This window comes from Herpetosiphon gulosus (assembly GCF_039545135.1).
Classification (GTDB): Bacteria; Chloroflexota; Chloroflexia; order Chloroflexales; family Herpetosiphonaceae; genus Herpetosiphon; species Herpetosiphon gulosus.
The window spans coordinates 17061-37752 of the sequence record NZ_BAABRU010000026.1 but is presented as its reverse complement, the minus strand read 5'-3'; the positions used below and the strand labels follow the sequence as shown (position 1 = coordinate 37752).

The 20692-nt window shown below is 50.4% G+C and carries 15 protein-coding genes and 1 pseudogene; 12 read left to right on the top strand and 4 right to left on the bottom strand.

Going from position 1 to position 20692, the window contains the following annotated elements; translation table 11 throughout:
* Positions 1 to 23: 23 nt before the first annotated feature.
* The 11 genes and pseudogenes from ABEB26_RS27000 to ABEB26_RS23270 all read left to right on the top strand — a co-directional run.
* Positions 24 to 890: pseudogene (locus ABEB26_RS27000) on the top strand (oligosaccharide flippase family protein); the annotation flags it as partial.
* 560 nt (positions 891 to 1450) lie between these two features.
* Positions 1451 to 3112: a glycosyltransferase family 39 protein gene (locus ABEB26_RS23315; protein WP_345724497.1), complete on the top strand. Its 1662-nt coding sequence runs from the start codon at positions 1451 to 1453 to the stop codon at positions 3110 to 3112.
* Positions 3113 to 3127: 15 nt separating this feature from the next.
* Complete coding sequence (locus tag ABEB26_RS23310; RefSeq protein WP_345724496.1) at positions 3128 to 4066, top strand: SDR family oxidoreductase; 939 nt, start codon at positions 3128 to 3130, stop codon at positions 4064 to 4066.
* A gap of 5 nt (positions 4067 to 4071) precedes the next feature.
* Positions 4072 to 5313, top strand: coding sequence for a glycosyltransferase (locus ABEB26_RS23305; protein WP_345724495.1), 1242 nt, complete (start codon positions 4072 to 4074; stop codon positions 5311 to 5313).
* A 140-nt stretch (positions 5314 to 5453) separates the two neighbouring features.
* The gene (locus ABEB26_RS23300; protein WP_345724494.1) at positions 5454 to 6206 is read left to right on the top strand and encodes a hypothetical protein; all 753 of its coding nucleotides are present in this window, start codon (positions 5454 to 5456) and stop codon (positions 6204 to 6206) included.
* Positions 6207 to 6237: 31 nt separating this feature from the next.
* Positions 6238 to 8550, top strand: coding sequence for a hypothetical protein (locus ABEB26_RS23295; RefSeq protein ID WP_345724493.1), 2313 nt, complete (start codon positions 6238 to 6240; stop codon positions 8548 to 8550).
* Positions 8551 to 8765: 215 nt separating this feature from the next.
* The gene (locus ABEB26_RS23290) at positions 8766 to 9983 is read left to right on the top strand and encodes a glycosyltransferase family 4 protein (RefSeq protein ID WP_345724492.1); all 1218 of its coding nucleotides are present in this window, start codon (positions 8766 to 8768) and stop codon (positions 9981 to 9983) included.
* Positions 9984 to 10158: 175 nt separating this feature from the next.
* Positions 10159 to 10932 (top strand): methyltransferase domain-containing protein, encoded by a 774-nt coding sequence (locus ABEB26_RS23285; protein ID WP_345724491.1) that lies wholly within the window; start codon positions 10159 to 10161, stop codon positions 10930 to 10932.
* Between the two features lie 139 nt (positions 10933 to 11071).
* Positions 11072 to 12487, top strand: a complete 1416-nt coding sequence (locus tag ABEB26_RS23280; protein WP_345724490.1) for a hypothetical protein — start codon at positions 11072 to 11074, stop codon at positions 12485 to 12487.
* Positions 12488 to 12578: 91 nt separating this feature from the next.
* The gene (locus ABEB26_RS23275; RefSeq protein WP_345724489.1) at positions 12579 to 13604 is read left to right on the top strand and encodes a COX15/CtaA family protein; all 1026 of its coding nucleotides are present in this window, start codon (positions 12579 to 12581) and stop codon (positions 13602 to 13604) included.
* A gap of 236 nt (positions 13605 to 13840) precedes the next feature.
* The gene (locus ABEB26_RS23270; RefSeq protein WP_345724488.1) at positions 13841 to 14515 is read left to right on the top strand and encodes an endonuclease III domain-containing protein; all 675 of its coding nucleotides are present in this window, start codon (positions 13841 to 13843) and stop codon (positions 14513 to 14515) included.
* A gap of 263 nt (positions 14516 to 14778) precedes the next feature.
* Here ABEB26_RS23270 and ABEB26_RS23265 read toward each other — a convergent pair whose 3' ends face one another.
* The 4 genes from ABEB26_RS23265 to ABEB26_RS23250 form a co-directional block, all read right to left on the bottom strand.
* Complete coding sequence (locus ABEB26_RS23265) at positions 14779 to 15588, bottom strand: alpha/beta fold hydrolase (RefSeq protein WP_345724487.1); 810 nt, start codon at positions 15586 to 15588, stop codon at positions 14779 to 14781.
* 191 nt (positions 15589 to 15779) lie between these two features.
* A complete protein-coding gene (locus ABEB26_RS23260; RefSeq protein ID WP_345724486.1) occupies positions 15780 to 16481 on the bottom strand; it encodes a cysteine hydrolase family protein in 702 nt (233 codons plus the stop codon).
* A 74-nt stretch (positions 16482 to 16555) separates the two neighbouring features.
* Complete coding sequence (locus tag ABEB26_RS23255; protein WP_345724485.1) at positions 16556 to 18424, bottom strand: NAD+ synthase; 1869 nt, start codon at positions 18422 to 18424, stop codon at positions 16556 to 16558.
* Positions 18425 to 18673: 249 nt separating this feature from the next.
* On the bottom strand, positions 18674 to 19396 hold the full coding sequence (locus tag ABEB26_RS23250) for an NUDIX hydrolase (protein ID WP_345724484.1): 723 nt from the start codon (positions 19394 to 19396) through the stop codon (positions 18674 to 18676).
* Positions 19397 to 20065: 669 nt separating this feature from the next.
* On the opposite strand from ABEB26_RS23250, the gene hpf reads away from it, so the two are divergent.
* A complete protein-coding gene (gene hpf, locus ABEB26_RS23245) occupies positions 20066 to 20626 on the top strand; it encodes a ribosome hibernation-promoting factor, HPF/YfiA family (RefSeq protein ID WP_345724483.1) in 561 nt (186 codons plus the stop codon).
* Positions 20627 to 20692: the final 66 nt, after the last annotated feature.

The window sequence follows — 20692 nt, the reverse complement described above, 5'->3', positions numbered from 1 at the left end:
GTGTTTTGCGCTTTCTCTGGCGCATGATCGGGCTTAAGCTGGCAATTATGGCCGTGCTAGTGCTCGGGTTAAATCTACTGGCCCAACCCATGGGCAATTATCTGATCGAGCAACAACGAACTGAGGTTGTTGAGCTTGAAAGCCAAATTAGCAACCTTGAGCAGCAACCAGCCACGCCCGACCAAACGAGCAAACTCAGCAAACTGCAAAATCAACGCACTGGCACGCTCGCAGTAATTGACCAAATTGAGCGCCAAAGCCACTGGTTTATGCTGGTGGTCAGCGCTTTATTAATTTTGGGTGCGCTGTTTGATGTGTTTATGCAGTTTTTGACAGCCTACTTCAAACAACGCGCTTGGAATCTGATTACCTTAGTCACGACCTTACTTCAGCCAATTTTGGTAACGATCTTCATTTTGCTGGGTTGGGGCATCACTGGGGTGCTAATTGGCTTGGTACTCACGCCATTGGTTAGCGTGTTGATGGCAGCCTGGCAAGCCTTACGCGCCAGCCGCGAACTAGCCAGCACTGGTGAGGGCGAAGCGACTGATCCTGAATTACCCAAGCGTTTTGCCAAATTTGCCGCAGTCTCCTATTTAATGCAAATCACCACCTGGGTCTATGATATTCAGTTTGTGACGCTGTTTACGGTGACCCAGCTGAATGCCCGCGATGTGGCGATTTTGGCCTTTGCCTATAAATTTGCCAAAGATTACCTTAGCTATATTTGGATGCCGCTCAACGGCGTGATGACTCCGCTGCTTTCGCGGATCAAATTACGCCGCGATCCCCAATCGTTGCAAGATGCTCATGGTGGCTTGGCACGGATGATTTGGCTGTTGATTGTGCCAGCAGGCGTGGGCTTGGCGCTGCTCACTCCGCGTATGGTGGCGGTGCTTTATCCACTCTATACCGATGCCAGCAGCTTAATTATTGTGTTCATCGCCTTTACCTTTGGCGAATCGTTGCTGAGCGTGCCGCATAATGTGCTGATGGTCTATGAGCAATATCGGGCGGTGATTATTTCACGTTTATTTGCCTTTGTTAGTGTGCCATTGGTCTTTGTGTTACTGCCACGCTATGGCATGCTGGGCGTGGCGATTGCAGTTGGGGCGGTGCGAGTTGCCACCCGCTTGATCACGCTCTATTATGGGTGGCGCAATTTGGGCTTGCAATTGCCATGGCGGTTTTGGTTGCGGGTTTGTGCTGCCAGCGCCAGTTTTGCAGTTGCCCTAATTGGATTAATGCAACTTTGGCCAATGCCTGAGGTAGCGGCTGGTTGGCAAACCAAATTGATCAATCTCTTGCCATTGATGCTGTTTGCCGCAATTGGCGCTGGCCTCTATTTACTCACATTAAAACTGCTTGGCGGGCTTGATCCAGCTGAGCGTGAGCGTTTATTGAGCATGAAACTTCCATTCAAGGGCGTGCTTCGGCGCGTATTATAGTTATGATCACATCACCAAAAACCATCCGTTGGATCATCGCCTCAATTGTCGGGGCTGGAATTATTATCCGGCTGATCTTCGCTTTGCTGCCGTTGCAAACTCATTTGCTGGTGCTCGAAGATGATGCGTGGATGGTGACGGCTATTGCGCGGAATTGGGCCATGGGCCAAGGCATCACCGCCGACGGCATTACCCCAACCAATGGCTTTCATCCGTTGTACCCATTGACCTTGGGGGCGATTCCATATTTGCTTGCGCCCGATAATTTGGCCTTGGGCTTTACCGCCAATTTGCTGATATGTGCCTTGTTGGCAAGTGCAGTGATGTGGCCACTGTGGCATTTGCTCAAACATTGGATGAACTGGCAGGCTGGTTTATTTGGTTTGATTTTGTATGGTTTGAACCCAACCTTAGTGCGGCTAACCGTCAATGGCATGGAAACCTCGATGGCCTTGTTGATGTGGGTCACCACCTTGCTAGTCGCGGTTAAAATCGATCCCAAAAAATTGAGCCATAATTTAGGCCTCGCGGTGCTGACCGCTGCCATGATTCTGACTCGTTTGGATGGGGCATTATTGTTTGCAGCAATCGCGGCGGCACGTTTGATTTGGGCTTGGCGAGCCAAACGCTTACGCCGTGAATTACCCATGCTCACCAGCTATGTCGTGGTTACCTTCACTCTGTTAGTGCCCTACTTCTGGCGTAATTTAACGGTGTTTGGCTCGTTTTCGCCTAGCAGCGGCAAAGCCTTGACCTACTTACACAGCTACGTCAACTCCTATGCGATCTCAAATGGGCTTGATGGTTGGTACGTCAATAGTGCCATTTCAATGGAAATATTGGGGCGCTCGGTGGTTGGTGCAGCGATTTGTTTGGCAATTTTTGCGGCGTTTGTGGGCTTTTGGGTTGGTCGTCAACTCTGGCTCGGCTTACCACTATTGCTATATCTGCCCATTCCTTTGGTCTATTATGGCTATATGATGCAGCAGGATAATCCGCGCCACTTTGTGCCTTGGTCGCTGGCAGTGATTATTTTGCTGGCTTGGGCTTTGGCGGCAATGCTCCAACGCCTACCATCAATCAGCTATTTGGCAGTGCCAGTCATCCTGGCAGGCTTATTAATTGTACAAACGCTCGATAGCTCGCGCTTTTGGCAAGAAAAAGAAACTGCACCCAGCCAATCACAACCAACGATGTATCAAGCGGCATTGTGGATGCGCGATAATTTGCCCAGTAATGCCTTGATCGGGGCTAAAAATTCAGGGATTTATCAATATTATTCTGGCCATCATGTGCTAAATATCGATGGCAAATTGAACAACGATATTCTTGCCGTCTATGATCAACGGCGCATGCTCGATTACTTGCGCGAAAAAGGCGTGACCCATTTGATCGATCAAGAGGCAACCATGGCTGATCATATTCAGTTTTATAGCTATCAGTTTGGTGACCGGCCTGAGCATCGTGTGCCCACAACCTTCACTCAATTTAAAATTTATGGCCAATTGTTGCTGAGCAGTTTAGGGCTAGCCGATAAACCAGTGCTCGATCGGCGCGATGGTTTTGAGCCAAATCAGCCATTTAGCAGCATCACCACGGTGATTCAGCGCTTCCCACGGCCAAACGATAACAATAACCCGATTGCGATTTTTGAACTTAACTAAAAAGGATTTGTAGTTATGGCGCGATATTTGGTAACTGGTGGCGCAGGCTTTATTGGCTCGCATTTGGTCGATGCGCTCTTGCAACGTGGCGATGCTGTGCGGGTTTTCGATAATTTTTCGACTGGCTATGAGCATAATCTGGCACATTGCATTAATGATATTGAGTTGGTGCGTGGCGATTTGCGCGATGCCGAGGCCGTGAGCCAAGCGGTGGCTGGCTGCGAAGTGATTTTTCACGAAGGTGCCTTGCCATCAGTGCCGCGCTCAGTCAGCGACCCACTGACCACCGATGCGGTCAATACTGGCGGCTCGTTGCATGTGTTACAAGCAGCGCGTCAGCATGGTGCACGGCGGGTAGTTTTTGCAGCATCATCATCGGTTTATGGCGATACCCCGATCTTGCCCAAGGTCGAAACCATGGCCATGAGTCCCAAATCGCCGTATGCGGTGAGCAAAATGGCTGCCGAAAGCTATTTGAAGGTTTTTCACCATGTGTATGGTTTAGAAACAGTTGGCTTGCGCTATTTCAACGTCTTTGGGCCGCGTCAAGACCCGACTTCGCAATATTCAGGGGTAATTGCTCGTTTTATGACTTTGGCCTTGCAAGGCGAACCCTACACCATGAATGGCACGGGCAATCAATCGCGCGATTTCACTTATATTGCAAATGTAGTCCAGGCCAATTTGCTGGCGGCAAGCGTACCAGCAGCAGCTGGCCATGTATTTAATATTGCTTGTGGTTTGCGGATTAGCCTTAACGATGTGGTCGCGATGTTAAATAAACTAGTCGGCAAAGAGCTACCAGTGATTTATGGGCCAGCCCGGACTGGCGATGTTGAGCATTCATTGGCCGATATTAGCGCCGCCCGCCAAATCTTGGGCTTTGAGCCAAGTGTCGATATTGAAACTGGCATCGCCCGCACGCTCGATTGGTATCGCACTCAGGGAGCCTAAATTCAATGCGCATGCTCTACTTCACCACTGCCTACAATGCTGCCTTGCTTGATCGGGTGCATGAAGAATTTTTGTTGCGCTGGCAGGCATTAGGCCATGAAACCAGCATTCTTGTGCCCGACCCCAGCCGCGATCGCCAAAGCCGTTGGTTGGTTGAGGATGGCGCGATTCAGGTCTATCGGCCAGCAGTAAGCATGCAGCGCAGCGATCGGCTGTTGAACAATTTAGGGCGGCGCTTGACTGAATATAGTTATTTTTTCAGTTTGCTGCGCGATTATTTAAGCTTTTTGCGCCAACATCCTGAAATTGAAATTATCCATGTTGAGTCGGTTTATCCATTGGGGGCGATTGCGGCTGTGGCTTCGTTGATTGATCGACGACCATTTGTGCCAACGATTCGTGGTGGCGACTTAATTGCTGATGATTCGATCAGCTATGGTTTTGCTCGCTACAAACGAGTACGGGCCTTGCTCAAATTGACCTTTGCGCGAGCGGCGGCAATTCGCTCGGTTTCGCCGAGTGCCAGCGCGATGGCCGAACAATTTGGCTGCCCAGCGCAGAAAATCATCACGATTGGGCGGAATATTCGCGACGAATACTTCGAGCGCGATCAAGCAGCATTTCGGGCTGAAAGTCGAACTTGGTTGCGGCAAGAATACCCAGCAATTGCTGGACGCAAAGTCATCGTCGCGGCAGGACGTTTATTGCCGGTCAAAGGCTTTGATGATTTGATTCAAGCATTGGCTGGTTTACCACAGGCTGTAGCACTGATTTGCGGGCCAAATCGAGTTGACGAAAAACTTGGCGATTATGGCGAATATTTAGGCCAATTGGCCCATCGCCATGGCGTGGCCGATCGGGTAATCTTTACGGGAGGCATTCCCCGTGAGCAAATGCCACAGTATTTTGCTGGAGCCGACGTGCTCGCAGTGCCTTCGATTATTGAAGGCGGCAACCGCACGGTTTTAGAAGCAGCAAGCTTGGGAGTGCCCTTCGTGGCGACTCGTAGCGCTGGCACACCCGAATTTTTTAGTGCTGCTGCCGGCATTAGCATCGCGCCACATCGGCCTGATCAACTCTGGGCTGGCTTAGCCACAATTTTAGCTGAAACCTCGGAACAAGCCCAGGCTCGCAGCCAAACCTGTCAACAAGAGGCCCAACAATTTTATTCACCTCAAGTCGCCCAGCGGCTCGCTCGGCTTTATGCAACAATTTTAGCCAATCAGCCGCTATCAGGGAACTTTTAGCTAATCTTCATCTTTTAACCTACTAAGGACGTTGATTTTACGTTGACAGAATCAACAGCATCGTGCTACGCTCAATAACTGCAATCCACACATGCTGCGGGATTCATTCCAAACTCTCACTAGAACTTAGGAGGAGTTCAATGCGACGAAATATTATGGGTTCATTGGGTGGGCTAGCGCTCCTAACCATTGTTATCAGTGGTTGTGGTGCGGTAACCAGCGCTCAACAAGAGCAACAAATTACCATTCCAACTGCGCCCCCAGCCCCAACCTATGCCCCAATTGAGGCCGAGGCGATTCCTGAAGCGCCAAGCGTCGAAAACCCCAACAAAGCGCCTGTTCGCTATAGCAATGGCTTCGACAGCGCTTTGAGCGAATGGCGCGTCTTCGATATTTGGAGCAATTCGACTGAGCTTTCGACGTGGGAAGTTAAGCAAGGGGTGGTTGAGCAAATTACTGGCCCCGATGGCTATGGTTCAAGCACCCCAACCGGCTTGGTAACTGGCGATAAAACTTGGGCCGACTATAGCATTCGTGCTCAAGCCTATTCGTTTGGCAATAGCATTATGGGTGTTGTTGGTCGGGTGAATGATGCTGGCTTCTATGCCTTTGTGGTGCGACCCGAAGGTGCTGAAGGTGGCAAAACCGTCAGCTTACAACGCTATGATGCAGCAACTGATAGTTACACGTTGTTGGCCTCAAGCGCTGATAAAGGCTGGACTAACAAGACCTGGGCAACGCTGGAATTACGCTTTGAAGGCAAGACAATTATTGCCAACATCGATGGCATCGAAGTATTGCGAGCCGAGGATGAGAGTTACGCTGCCGGGCAAGCAGGAGTCTATGGCTATGCTGAAGGCAACCTTGCATTCGACAATCTAATCATCCAATAAAGCGATTGCCGCATACAAAAGGAACCGATCAATGAATGAGTCTACATCGATGAAGCGAGCCAGTGTTGTGCTGTTCTTGCTGGTTTGTCTCCTAATTCCGTTAGCGTTCAAGCAAGGCGGCACTGGGGTTAAGGCGGCAATTCAAGCGGTTGGCTGGGGCAACGTAGAAGTTCGCTACGTCAGCGCCAATACCAATGTTTATCCTGATATTAAATATGATGGCAATGGCCGCAGCCACGTTGCTTGGGTTGAATATGGGGCAACTGATGCCGATGGCGCACGCTTGCTCTATACCAACAACGTTTCGGGTGCATGGCTTACCCCCTATGAAGTAACTGGCTCGGTTGCCCGTGGCACCGACCCATTACACTCGATGACCTTGGAAAGCAACCGTGTGCACTTTGTGTATGTTGCCAACTCAGGTTTTGCAGCTCACCGCTATCTGACGGTCAATGGCTCGGACATTACAAAAAGCAGTGTTACGACCCTCAGCACCACCAAGGCCTCAACACCTGAACTCTTGACTGATAGTAGTGGCAAAGTCCATGCCTTCTGGGGCGACCGTCGCGCTAGCAGCTTGCCCCAAGTTGTCCACCGCATTTGGTCGGGCGGCGCATGGGAAGCCAACACCGGTCGGCTGATTCGCAACGATGGCAATAATCAACGCTACATCGGGGCAACCCAAACCAGCGATGGGGTGATTCACGTTGCATTTAGCGGCGATAGCTCGGTGCGTTATGCGACCTTTAATGGCACAACCTGGACGGCTGGCTCCGATTTGGCCTCAGGCAAAATCAAGCAGGTCTCTTTGACCTCCAAAGGCAACACTGTTGCCGCCTTGTATAGCATCGACAGCAGTGGCCGCAAAATGTACTATCACATTGGCTATGGCACCAGCTGGTCGAATCGGGTTTTGGTTAGCAGCGGCTCATCGTTCGATGAATTCCCTGAAATTATCTATAGCCCAACCGCCGATCGCATTTATGCTTTGTGGATGAGCGGGGTTGATGAAAAGAATCTGTATATCGTCAACCGTGAAATTATCGTTGGTGGAGCGATTGCCAATTTGCAAACCGCCACTTCATCAAAAGCCGAGCGTAAATGGACTCGAGCAGCGGTTCAAGGCACAACAATTGGGGTGATTTGGCAGGATAAAGCAATTGGGCGCTATGATATTCGTCAAATTACTGGCAATACCAGCGGCGTAACCCCAGCCACATCAACCCCAACCTTATCGCCAACCCCAACCTTACCACCAGTTGGCTTTACGGTTGCTCGTAGCAGTGCCAGCCCAAGCAGCAATCCCAGCGTTACTTTGGCCTTATCGAACTTAACTGGCAACCCCGACCAAATGCGGGTTAGCACCAGTGCCTTCACTGCCCAAGCGGCATCGCCAGCATGGGAAGGCTTGAATACCAGCAAAACCGTAAACACTGGATCTGGGGTAAATTCATGTGCTACAACTGTATATGTGCAGTTGCGCAATAGCAGTAATGGTGGCATCTCAAGTGTGCAAACGATCAGTGCTGTGATTGACAGCTCGTTGCAAAGCGCACCCCAAATTTACACCATGGAAACTGCCCCAAGTGCTCGCCCAGCAAGCTTGACTCAAGTGCAAGTGCAACCATTTGCACCCGATCGAGTTTCTGAGAAATATACTCGCAACATGACCTTTGCCTATACCATCGCTCAAGAAACCAGTGGTTGTTCAGGTGTTACGCGGCATAAAGCTGGGCCATTCGTGGTCAACGGCTCAAGCTATCCATATAGTGGTTTCTCGGCCTTCGATAGTTTTGTGACGGGCAATGATAGCTCAGGCACAGGCTTTGAAGAACAAACGGTCAATGCAACCGTGATTCTGACCGATACCTTGGGCAATCAAAGCTTGGTCAGCAAGCAATTCACCTACGATGATGATGCACCAGTCTTGACTGCTGGTGGCAGCATTACCTTGCCCAATGGCGCAAGCACCAGTGTCTCAGTAATTCCATTGGATTTCACCGCCGTGGTGACTGATGATGGATTTATGAATACCGCTCCAGCCGACAAACGCTATTGGGGCGTGTGGGTTGTCGCCACCACCAACAGCAACTTCCCAACTCCGCAAGATTTCTTGCAATATGGCGATGTAATTGGCTTGGAAGATGGTGCAACCCATGTCGATTATGTGCGTTTGGTCAATGCCCTAACTGGCACTGAATCAGGCACGCGCCATGTACATATGCGATTCCTCGATGGTGCAGGCAATTACACCGAAACTGGTTTGACTTCGCCAGCAATCAGCTTGCAGCCAAACTATAGCGGTCTGCCCAACTATCTCCCACTGATTTACAAGTATCAATAAGTTCAAACCAATAGGGGCAGCCATTGGCTGTCCCTGTTAATTTAACCCTCAAACCTTCTTCAAATTTCTAGGTTTCGTGAATAATGCACTAGTTTTAGGCAATGGTGGTACTATAAGCCTGCTTATTGGCATGATTTTGTGCTCATTGGAGTTACTACATCTCTGCCACTATGGCTTTGCTGAACTCAATTTAATCATGGCTTTTAAATTAACTTATGCGAATTGCTTATATTGCTTATCCAACCAGTTTGATGCTGGCTTCGGCCAACGCGATTCAAACCTGGACAACCTTACGCGAATTGCGCCAACAAGCGCCTAATACCTTGATTATTATTCCGCGCTGGTTAGGTGAACCAAGCCGATTTAAAGAGGTCGGCGCAACCCACTTGCAACGCCCAGCGATTGGCAAGCTCTCGCGCTTTAAAAAATCGACCTTGTGGTATTACGCTGAGCGCAGCGTTTTTGCCGCCATGAGTGCTGCTGTCGTGGTCAGCCAACGTTGGCGCGGCGAAGCCGTCGATGTGGTCTATGTGCGCGAAGTGATTGCCGCTGGCTGGTGGGCGACACTCTGGGGGCCATTGCTCAAAATTCCGGTAATCTACGAGGCCCATGATCTGGAAAGCTGGAATCCGTCACGCGCCAAGGAAACGTGGGTGCAACCCGTGCTCAATTTGCTTGATCGCTTGACGCTTGGGCGCAGCGCTGCCGTAGCTTCATTGACCGATGATTTTCGCCAACTCTTGGCCCGTTTAGGCTGGCGCAAGCCTAACGATGTGGCGGTAATTCCCGATGCTTTTGATGATTCGTTATATCAGCCCCACGATCGCCAACCAGCGCGAGCGCAGCTTGGGCTTGATCCAAGTGCACCATTAATTGTCTATGCTGGCATGACCTTCTCTTACCGTGGGCTTGATCGCTTGATCGCTGCTTTTGCGAACTTGCACCAAACCATGCCAGATGCGCAATTACTATTCATCGGCGGGCGGCCAGCCGAAATTGCCCAATTCAGCCAACAGGCCAACAATTTGGCGCTTGGTGAGAGCGTGCGGTTTCTCGGAGCGCTACCGCAAAGCGCCACGCCAACCTATTTACACGCCGCCGATGTCTTGGTCATTCCCGATACGGTCACTGATGTAACAGCCTCGCCACTTAAATTATTTGAATATTTGGCAGTCGAGCGGGCAGTGGTTTTGCCGAATATTCCAGCCTTGCGCGAAATTTTGCCCGAACAAATCGGCTATTATTTTGAGCGTGGCAGTACCCAAGGCTTAGAGCAAGCCCTTGCTGATGCCTTAACCGATCCGTTGCGACATGAGCGTGAGCAAGCTGGCCGCCAATGTGTGCAAGATCATACCTATCGCGCCCGCGCTGGCCGGATCAAGGCTTTGTGCCAACAGATTAGCCAAACAACCAATAATGGTGCATTAGATTAGTTATGATGAACATCCCTCACCCCCCCAGCCCCCTCTCCCGCACGCGAGCGAGGGGGAACAGATCACCTCGTTTACTTCGTGGACGAAGGACTGAAGGTGAGGGAACATCCAATGAACCATTACAAATTAGCCAAAAAATAACAAGCAAATTGCTACTCAGAATGATAAGGATTATATGCATCGCTTAGATCAACTAGTGGAAGAATATGGGCGCACGATGCCCAATGAGGCCAAACCAGCCTATTTTCGCCTGCATCGTTACCGTTTTCGGGCTTTGCTCCGAGCATTGCCAGCAGCACCAGCTCGCATCCTCGAAATTGGCACAACGCCAGGCACCTTCACTGGTATTTTGCACCAAGCAGGCTATCAGGTTTCAGGCATCGATCTTTTCCCCCAAGATCGAGTCGAACTTTGGCAAAAACTGAATGTTGAGGTCAAGTTTTGTAACCTCGACGAGCAGCCTATTCCTTATGCTGATGGCGAATTCGATGCGGTGGTGTTTTCTGAGGTGATCGAGCACCTAGCTGGCTCGCCGCTCAAGCCACTGGCCGAAATGCTGCGAGTGCTCAAGCCAGGTGGCCGCGTGATTATCTCCACGCCGAATCAATTTTATTTCAAAAGCCGCATGAAAACCCTCGGCGATGTGGTGCTGGCGCGACCCTTCGAATCGTTCAAGGAATTTACGCGCTCGATGCAGCTCGATGGGCCGCAGCGCTACTACAATCATAGCCGCCTCTACACCATGGCCGAATTGCGTTGGATGCTTGAACAAGCTGGATTCAAGGTTGCCAAAGAGTTTTTTGGCGATGCTTGGGAGCGTGTCGGCATCGAAAAAGGCCGGATTTTGCGCCACCCATTGCGGGTTGCCACCAAAGCTGGTTTATGGGTGCTGACGAGTTTGCGGCCCGAATGGCGTTCGATGTTGTTAATCGTTGGTACGAAGTCTTAAGTTCCCTCACCCCCTAGCCCCCTCTCCCGCAAGCGAGCGAGGGGGAACCGCGCTGCGCCTACTCCCCTCTCCCGCCGCAGTGGGAGAGGGGTCGGGGGTGAGGGAAAGGCCATTACACATTGAGGAATCTAGGCCCACTATGAAGCGTCTTTTATCTCAAGTCGGGCCATTGGTGATTGTGGCCCTATGGCTGGCGCTGCTGCCAATTAGCTTATTCCGGCTGTATGCCACCGACGAAGTGCAATATTTTGCCTATTTGCGCTCGGTCTATTTCGATGGCGATTTGGATTTTGCCAACGAATATGGCTATTTTGCTGATCTCGGTATGCAAAAAGGCGATCCAGCGGTCTATAACGCGCTGCTCAAAGATCGTTCCAGCGATCCGCCGCTCAACCCAACCACGGGCTTATATCGCAATGTTGCGCCAGTCGGCTCGGCAATCTTGTGGTCGCCATGGTATGTGGTTGCCGATGGTTTAGTTGGCCTAGGCATCTTTGGCGATGCGCCGCGCGATGGATTTAGCCAGCCTTACATCATTGCCGTGTGTTTGGCATCGGCCTGCTACACGCTGTTTGGTTTGCTGCTTTCCTATCGTTTAGCACGGCGTTGGGTTGGCATGTGGCCAGCCAGCTTGGCCACTTTGAGCATCTGGCTGGCCTCGCCATTAATTTGGTACACCTATATTCAAGTGCCTTGGTCGCATGGCGCGGGCTTTGCGATGGTGGCCTTGTTTATCACAATCTGGCTTGGCCCTACCGATCAACCTTTACAAACCCAATATTCGCAGCGTTCATGGATGCGTTGGCTGGCCTTGGCAATCGTCGGCGGCTTGATGACACTGACGCGCGAGCAACTTGGGTTGTTTTTGCTGTTACCAGCAGTTGAAGGCTTATTCGCGTATGCCAGCTTAATTCGCCAAGGCCAATGGCCCCAAGTGCGCCAACTCTTGGCTAAGCATGTATTTTTTGTGTTGATATTCGCCCTGAGCCTTGTTCCACAGTTGATCAGCTACAATATTTTGTATGGTCAGCCCAAGCCATCGGGCACGGTTTCAGGCAAATTGAATCTCATCAGCTATAAATTTTTCCATACATTGTTTGATCCACGGCGCGGGGCGTTTATGTGGCATCCGTTGTTGCTGATTGGCTTGGCTGGCTTGATTTGGCTCTGGCGCAAGGATCGGCTGCTGGCTGGATTGCTCGGTTTAGGCCTATTTGCCCAAATTTACCTAAATGGGGCGTTTGGCTCGACCTGGCATTTGCAAGGCTCATTTGGCTTTCGACGCTTAATCGAATGTACACCGATTTTTATTATCGGTTTGGCATTATTGATCGAGCGGATTCGCTGGCCCAAAGCGGCAATTGCCAGCTTAGCACTCATATTCATTATTTGGAATGGCGGCTTAATCTTCCAAGCAGCGACTGATCGCGAGATTCGTGGGCCAGGCCTGCGCTGGAACAGCATGCTCGCTGATCAGCTTAAAGTGCCCCAATTGATTTGGCAAAAAGCTGATCAACTGCTGTTTAATCGCTGCGAAGTCGTTAAAAATTGCTAAGATCAGGTCGCGATGCGATGCAATCCGGCGAGGCTTGGCCTATGATACTATCCCAATACCAGATATTTATTCTCAAGTGGGAGCCATACCAATGGAACAAATGCGTGTTCCGACCGACCAAGTGCGTTTTTCTTGGCGGCGTTTAGATCGCTTTCAAAAATGGGCGATGATTACCACGATTGCTACTTATTTCTTGATTTTTGTGGGCGGAATTGTTCGCGCCTCGGGAGCTGGTTTGGGCTGCCCCGACTGGCCCAAATGCTTTGGCTATTGGATTCCACCTGCCAGCGCCGACATGATTGCTCAACATGGTTTCGATGCCAGTCAATTCAACCCAACCTTGATGTGGATCGAATACATCAACCGTTTGATCGGGATGTTGATTGGCTTCTTCTTGTTGATCACCACCTATCTCATGTTGCGGCACTACCGCAAATCCAAGCGGGTGTTTTGGTCAGTGCTCAGCGCCTTGGTCTTGACCTTGTTTCAAGGCTGGCTGGGGGGCAAGGTTGTACACCTCGAACTCGAAGGCTGGATCGTGACCTTACACATGATTTTGGCCTTGGTGATTGTCGGCTTACTGCTATATGCAACTGTCTGCGCCTTCTTCCCCAATGGCCGACCAATCGCCAATGTTCCAGCCGAACGGCGCACGGTGGCTCGTTGGGGTCAAGCGTTGGTGGGCTTTGGCTTGGTTCAATTGACTTTGGGGGCATTGGTTCGCGGCCACATCGACGATGTTGGTTCGAAAATGAACATTCCACGCAGTGATTGGGTATCGCAAGTTGGCATTACCGACCCATTGCACCGCACCGGAGCACTCATTTTCACGATCGCGATTTTGGCGGCAACCTATGCGATTGTGCAAAATCGCAGTTTACATCCGTGGATTCATCGCACCGCTTGGATTGCCAGCGGCTTGGTGCTAACTCAAGTTGCCGCCGGGATTGGCCTAGCCTATGCAGCCTTACCACCACCATTGCAAGCGATTCACCTGATCGTTGGCTCGTTGCTGATTGGCTGTTTGATGACCTTGGTATTGCTGGCATATCGCTTGCCTGTTAGCCCAAGCACAAGCAATGAGTCATTTGCACAAGTTGCCGAAGCTAGCCACTAAGCGTAATGGTTCATTGGGTTAACAATTAAGTACCATGCCCTCACCCCCAGCCCCTCTCCCACTGCGGCGGGCGAGGGGAGCACCCCCTGACCCCCTCGCTTCGCGTGCGGGAGAGGGGGTCAGGGGGTGAGGACATGCTGGCCGTTGTTAATCTCATAAACCATTACAACTAAGCCTCAAAATCGTCGATTCAAAGGCACGCTTCGGCGTGTCTTTGTGCATGTTGGAGCAGATAGATGCAAGATCTCCAAGCCAAAGCCGAATTAGTTTATCGCGAGTTAGTCGCGTTGCATGGGTTTAACCAACTTGTGCCGCGTCGCGAACCAATGCACGAATTGATCTCGACCATGCTTTCGCATCAAACCACCGAGGCCAACGAAGAGCGTGGCTATCAAAATCTCCGCTCAACCTTTCCAACCTGGGAAGCCGTTTTGGCAGCGCCAGTCGAAGCCGTTGCCGAAGCGATCAAGCCCGCCAACTATGCCCCGGCCAAAGCCAAAAATATTCAAGCCGCCTTGGCCAAAATTCTGGCCGAGCGCGGCGAAATCTCGATTAATTTTTTAGCTGAACTATCGACCGAAGCCGCGATGGCCTGGCTCACTGGGTTGCGCGGGGTTGGCCCGAAAACCGCCTCGTTGGTGTTGTTGTTTTGTTTTAGCAAGCCAATTTTGCCCGTCGATACCCATGTGCATCGAGTCAGCCAGCGCTTGGGCTTGGTCAAGGCTAAAACACCGACCGAAGCCCACGAAATCCTTTGGCAATTGCTGCCGCACGACGCTGAATGGCTGTTTAACTATCATGTTGCGCTATTACGCCACGGCCAACGCATCTGCTTAGCCCAGCGGCCCCGTTGCAGCCAATGCCCACTGACTGCGCAATGTTTGTGGTATGCGGCTAATCAGGCTAAGTAATTTTGCGCCAACGGGTACTTGGCCCACGCTCAAGCGGCATTTTGATCATTAAAATAAATGAGAAGAGGTAATGAAATCGCAAATTATATAGGTAAAATCATCAATCTATTACCTATATAAGGCTACTTTTACCTATATGATTCTCACTTACTAGGGCGGTTGGGATGCGGAAATGCATGGAATTAGCCCAGTATCAGCCATTTTTGGCTCAATGAATAGCACTATATGGCTGGTACACAACAATCAATTAGAGATGCTTTGGATTAGGTAGTAGCAACACTGGCTGATTCCAGTTTGCTTAAGTAATTCTTGAAGAACGGTAATAAATCCGCCCCATCGATCATATGGCCTTTTCCAGCCAATTGCGCAAAGGTAGCATTAGGGATTGTTTCGGCTAATGCTTGGCCAATTTTGCGAATGCCGAGTGGACTCTTTGCCCCAACCAGCACGTGGATTGGCACGCTGCACTGCGCAGCCCGCTCAATCGGTGGCAACTCGGCAGTTAATTCAAGATCATAGGCCAACGTCGGAGCTAGTTTAACCATGGTTTTCCAACCAGGCATGAGTCGCATCAGCCATGCGAATATTTTGGGCACGCCAATGCCACTTAAAAATGTGCTGATGGCTTGGCCATGCTTGCCGTTTGCAAGCAACGATTCAATCTGTTTTTGTAATAGCCTATAGTCAGCTTGTTCAGTCGAATTATAAACATACGGGGGATCATATAGCACCACATGATCGACAAACTGGGGAAATTGCAATGCCGCTTCAAGTGCCAAGACAGCCCCCGATGAATGACCATAGATATGGGCTTTTCCGCCTGCCCGCTCGATCAGCGCCAACAAATCTTCAAGTTCGCGGAGCGGCGTATACGGCTGGGTATCGCTGCTATCACCACGACCTCGGCGATCGTAGCTATAAACGGTAAACGCTTGGGCTAGAGCTTTGGCATCTTTGACAATTGGAAAAAACTTGCGAAAACAGGTTGCACCTGTGATATAGATCAGCGGCGGGCCACTCCCATAAACATCATAGGCCAACGTTGTGCCATCTTGTGAGCGCAATGTCTGCATCCATTCCTCCACGACTAGTCATGCACATCACTCACGAGTATAGCATTGATAGAACATATGATCTATAAACAAAAAAATACTATAATTCGCCGTCGATTAATATGCCCTAGCCGCCGAGCAGGAGCGGGGAACCATGAAACTAAAAGCCCCTCTCCCACCGCAGTGGGAGAGGGGTTGGGGTGAGGGAAACCTTATTTCAGTGCTTTGACCACTTCCACGCCATTGGCAGACATATGGTGCAACGAAAAAACATGATGGAAATCGCCAGGATGGGCATATAAGCCAAGTTCGCGGGCTACTTCCAGCGGCGTATCGTAAGTATCGACGCATTGCGCGGGCAACACGACGCGGCGTTGCACATTACGGGCATTGGCATCGAGCCGCAAAAACATCGCCAATTGATACACACAGAGATCCGAGCAATCGCCAGTGATAATGTAGGTATCAACTTCGGGATGTTCAGCCACCCAAGCCGGAAAGCCCGTGCTCAAAGCAGCGCTCAATGAGTTCTTTTCAAAAATTGTAAAGCTATCGGCAAAGGGCAAAGCGCGTAATTCTGGCGCAGTGTCAGCTTCGGGCGTGCCACGCACACAGTGAACCGGAAATGCGCCAAACTCGACAGCATCGACAGGATGTGAATCTTGAGGCAGGATGAAATGGCGCACACCACCAGCATGGGCAGTTTTGAACAATTCGGCAATCGGCGCGACGATGCTTTGCACCCGTGGGCTAGCTAGAGCACCATCGGTACAAAACCCGACAATAATATCAACACAGGTCACTGCCACCCGATCAGCGCCGTCGATCAATAAATCATCAAGTGGCAATTCGGGCAAGTTAGCATACCAATCATCCAAATATTCCAAAAATGCTTGGCTATTGTTCGCGAGCATAAAAACTCCTTGAAAGGATGAGGGATGAATTATGAATGGGGATTTGGTACTTCATCCTTCATCCTTCATCCTTTCTAATAATCGACTGGCCGCAAGTAGTATTCGCCGATGGCGGTGCTTGAGAGCATGGCGGTGCTGGGCAAATGGCGTTTCCAGTGGGTCGAATTGACCCGCCGCTGAACAATCGCTACTTCATCGGCGTTGAAGCCACGCGCAACCAATTGCTCAGGCCGATAACCGCTCAGCAAGTAGGCCAACACCCGATCAGCCTTACGATACGAGATGCCAAAATCATCCTCATCGGTTTGGCCAACTACCAAATCAGCCGAAGCTGGCTTATGCACAATCACATCAGGTACGCCAATCGCCGAAGCCAATTCCCAAACTTGGGTTTTGAACAAATCGCCCAAAGGATTGACTGGCGGAGCATCATCGGCGTGCCACGTGTAATAACCAAATAAACGCTCGGTTTTGTTGCCAGTGCCAATCGGAATACAACCGAGCTTTTGCGATTGATCAAACAGCACAATCATGCGGGTACGAGCCATCACATTGCCCCGCCGTCGGCCATCAGCATCTGGCTCGAAGCTCAAATAGCCTTCAACCGCATTGGTAATTTCGATTGTGCGATGCTGAATGCCTAAATCATCGATCACCAACTGAGCGTGATCGAGGCTATCCGATGATGAGGTGCGATAGGGCATGCGCACGGCGAGCACATTTTCAGCGCCAAATGCCTTAGCACACAAATAGGTGGTTAGAGCCGAATCAACCCCGCCCGAGAGGCCAATCACAACTTGTTTAAAGCCGCGCCGAAAACCAACTTCATCGCGCAGAAATTCAACCAACCAATTAATCGTCAATTCAGGATTGATCCGCAGTGGCTCGTCGCTCTCAGGATCAAAGCGTGGTGCAGCAATAATTGGGAAGCTTTGCTTGCCAACTGTGGCTTTGGCTCGTTTTTCACCTTCGCTATCAACTGTGCGTTGATACGAACTAGCATCGCTTAAGCCTTGCGAATCACTGGAAAGCGCTGTATCCCACGTGCTTGGGCGATGTTGGCCCTCGCTGGCAGCATGCACATCGCGCAGCATAAAGGGCAAACGTTCTTCCAAATCAGCCAACAACGGCAAATCAGCACGAGCCAAGGTCAAATCGCTGAGATCAATATCGACCAACATAACCGCTTCCGACCACAACGGAGCACGGGCGCGTTCATCGGAGCGCGGGCCAACCACAACTGAACCACCAGCAAAACCCTTGCCACCTTCAAAGCCGACAATTTGGCAAACCGCCAAATACACGCCATGCTCGCCAGCAATCTCACGAATCCGGTCATCCCAACGGGCGAGGTTGCTTGGGCGATCTTCGTTGGCTCCACGGGCAGGCGAGGCACTAACAACATAGAGCATTTGCGCCCCATCGAGTGCTGCGACCGTGCCACACAGCGAGTGCCAAGCATCCTCGCAAATTAAGATTGCCACTCGCCCAAAGCGGGTATCGAAGGCGGCAATTTGGCGACCAGCCTCGACAAATCGTGCTTCATCAAACACCCCATAGGTTGGCAAAAACATCTTGCGATGCACATGGCGAATGCCTGCCAAACTCTGATCGCTGCCAAGCGTGGCGTACAAAGCGCTATTGTAAAAACGTTCACGCCAGCGCTCGTAAAAGCCAATCACAATATCGAGGGCTGGCGCATCAGCTCCGCGTGCCGCCACATAGGTTTGTTGCAAATCGTGAAACAATTGGCCTGCGGTGACAGCCTGCTCACGCACGCCGCCCTCAAGGAAATAGCCAGTTAAGGCAGTTTCAGGCAGCATCAGCACATCGGGCTGACGTTCAGTTGGGCCAAGTTGGGCGAAAATTTCGCCAAGCCGCGCCAAATTAACAGCATAATGCCCTTTGCGTGGGCGAAATTGAGCTAAAGCTAAAGTGTACATAAACACCCCGTAGTATTAAGGATGAAGGATGAGGGTTGAAGGATGAATAGCTTCTAAAAGAGCTTTTCGTTCATCCTTCTGTCGAGAAGATTAATGATCAATCGAACATAACCGTTTTCGTTCATCCTTCGGGTAATGGATTATCTGTTACAAAGATCAAACGATGAACATTTTGGGGTAAGCCTTGATTTAAGGCTTAAGCTCCAAGCCTGAAAGATTTTTCATCCCTCATCCTTCATAATTCATCCTTTACCCTTCGTCCTTCTTTTTGGCTTCACGGTAGCGAAACACAAAATCGCCCTCGATGCGTGAATCGCGGAAGCGATAGAGGCGAGCTGGTCGGCCTCGACTATTCAGCAATTTGCCAGTATCTTCAAGCAAATCGGAATCGCGCAGTTTGCGATAAAAATTAGCTTTATCGAGCTGTTCGCCCAAGATCTCTTCGTAAATCCGCTTGAGTTTGGGCAAACTAAATTCCTTGGGTAGCAATTGAAAGGCCAAAGTGGTGTATTCAAGCTTTGAGCGTAAGCGATCAATCGCAAAACGCAAAATCTTTTCGTGATCGAAGGCTAAATCCTTGGGCAGCTCATCGACCGGAAACCAACAAACATCATTCGATTCGTCGGAAACTTGCAAGGCTTGCTCTTCGGTACGAATTAAGGCAAAATAGGCCACACTAATTACGCGGGTTCGTGGGTCGCGCCCAGGATCGCCGAAGGTATACAGCTGTTCCATATACACATCGTGAACGCCCGTTTCTTCCTCCAACTCGCGCCGAGCAGCCATTTCCAACGATTCATCCATATTGACGAAGCCACCTGGGATGGCCCAATGTTCGGCGTAGGGCCAGTGTTTGCGCTGCACCATCAGCACATGCAACCGGCCACTGCGCAAGCCAAATATCACCACATCGACCGTTACAGAAGGCCGCTCATATTTTGTTGCATCGTAATTTTCAGCAGTTTCTGTCATAGCTGCTCCTAATAGTGTTATTATGACACAAAGTATAAACATGAATTAGGCAGTTGTCAATAGGGAGTATGAGGGGCTAGGGGTCAGGATTCAGGGGCTAGAGGTCAGGGAATCAGAATCTCAGCTTTTTAGCCGCAATTTGTACCTCTGGGTTAACGTTTGATCCACGAAGAGCACGAAGAGCACGAATGAGTTCTCAACTCATTGTTTGTGCATTACCCAACGATTCAGCCAATAGCCTGCTCGGTTAAATTCTGATCCCTGACCCCCGACCCCTAACCCCTGATCCCCAATCCCCAACAATTACAATCGGATGTTGGTTCTATTGCGTTCGCCTCATGGGCATAGTACAATACTGGCAACTGCTCCAAGTGAGCTACAAGGGTAAGTGATTAATCGCCAAAAGGTCGATCATCCAACTGGTAGCTGGTGAACCGATTGGGAACTGCGTTTCAGCACCTCAACTTGTCAACACTTGGATCGTGAACGTTTGACGGTAAAATCTCCTCGCCCTTTGGTTTGCAATGGGGCTTTGATGCGGGTTGAGGATTTATGCAAGATCGCAGCATCCAATTGAATAACGTTCCACTAGGAGCAGCCCATTGCCAGCTTCTTACCTTGCTTGGGTAGGAAGCTGGTGCATTTTAGGTTTTTGTAAGGAGGCGTACCGTGGAATGGAACATTAAGAGCCGTAATATTAAGCTACACGATGCGCAAAAAGCATTTATTCAAGAAAAATTAGGCAAATTAGAACGCTACCTCGACGGAATTAACGATTGGAAAGTGGAATGCCGTTTTGAAACGCTCCGTGGTAGCGGCGAAACATATACTGTTCAAGCAACACTGTTGGCCGATCATGGGATCATTCTACGGGCCGAAGAACGCGATCGCGAATTGTATGCTGCGGTCGAAGCAGTTCACGATAATTTGCAACGCCAAATTCGGCGCTTCAAGGAAAAACATTATCGCCGTGGCAAATTGCGCCGCACCGCTGGCGAAATTATTGCCGCTCCGCTGCCAGCCTTGCCCGAAGATGCCGAACAATCCGAAGAACGTCAAATCATTCGCGCCAAGGAAGTAACCCTACGGCCCATGTTTAGCGATGAAGCGATCGAACAAATGGAGTTGCTCGGCCACTCGTTCTTTGTGTTCCGCGATGCTGAAACCGAAAAAATTCAAGTCGTCTATCGCCGTAACGATGGCAATTATGGCTTGATTATGCCACGCTAAACCTCTTTTCTTTCAACAGGGATCACATGCATGTGTGATCCCTGTTGTGCGTTAATCGGGCATAAT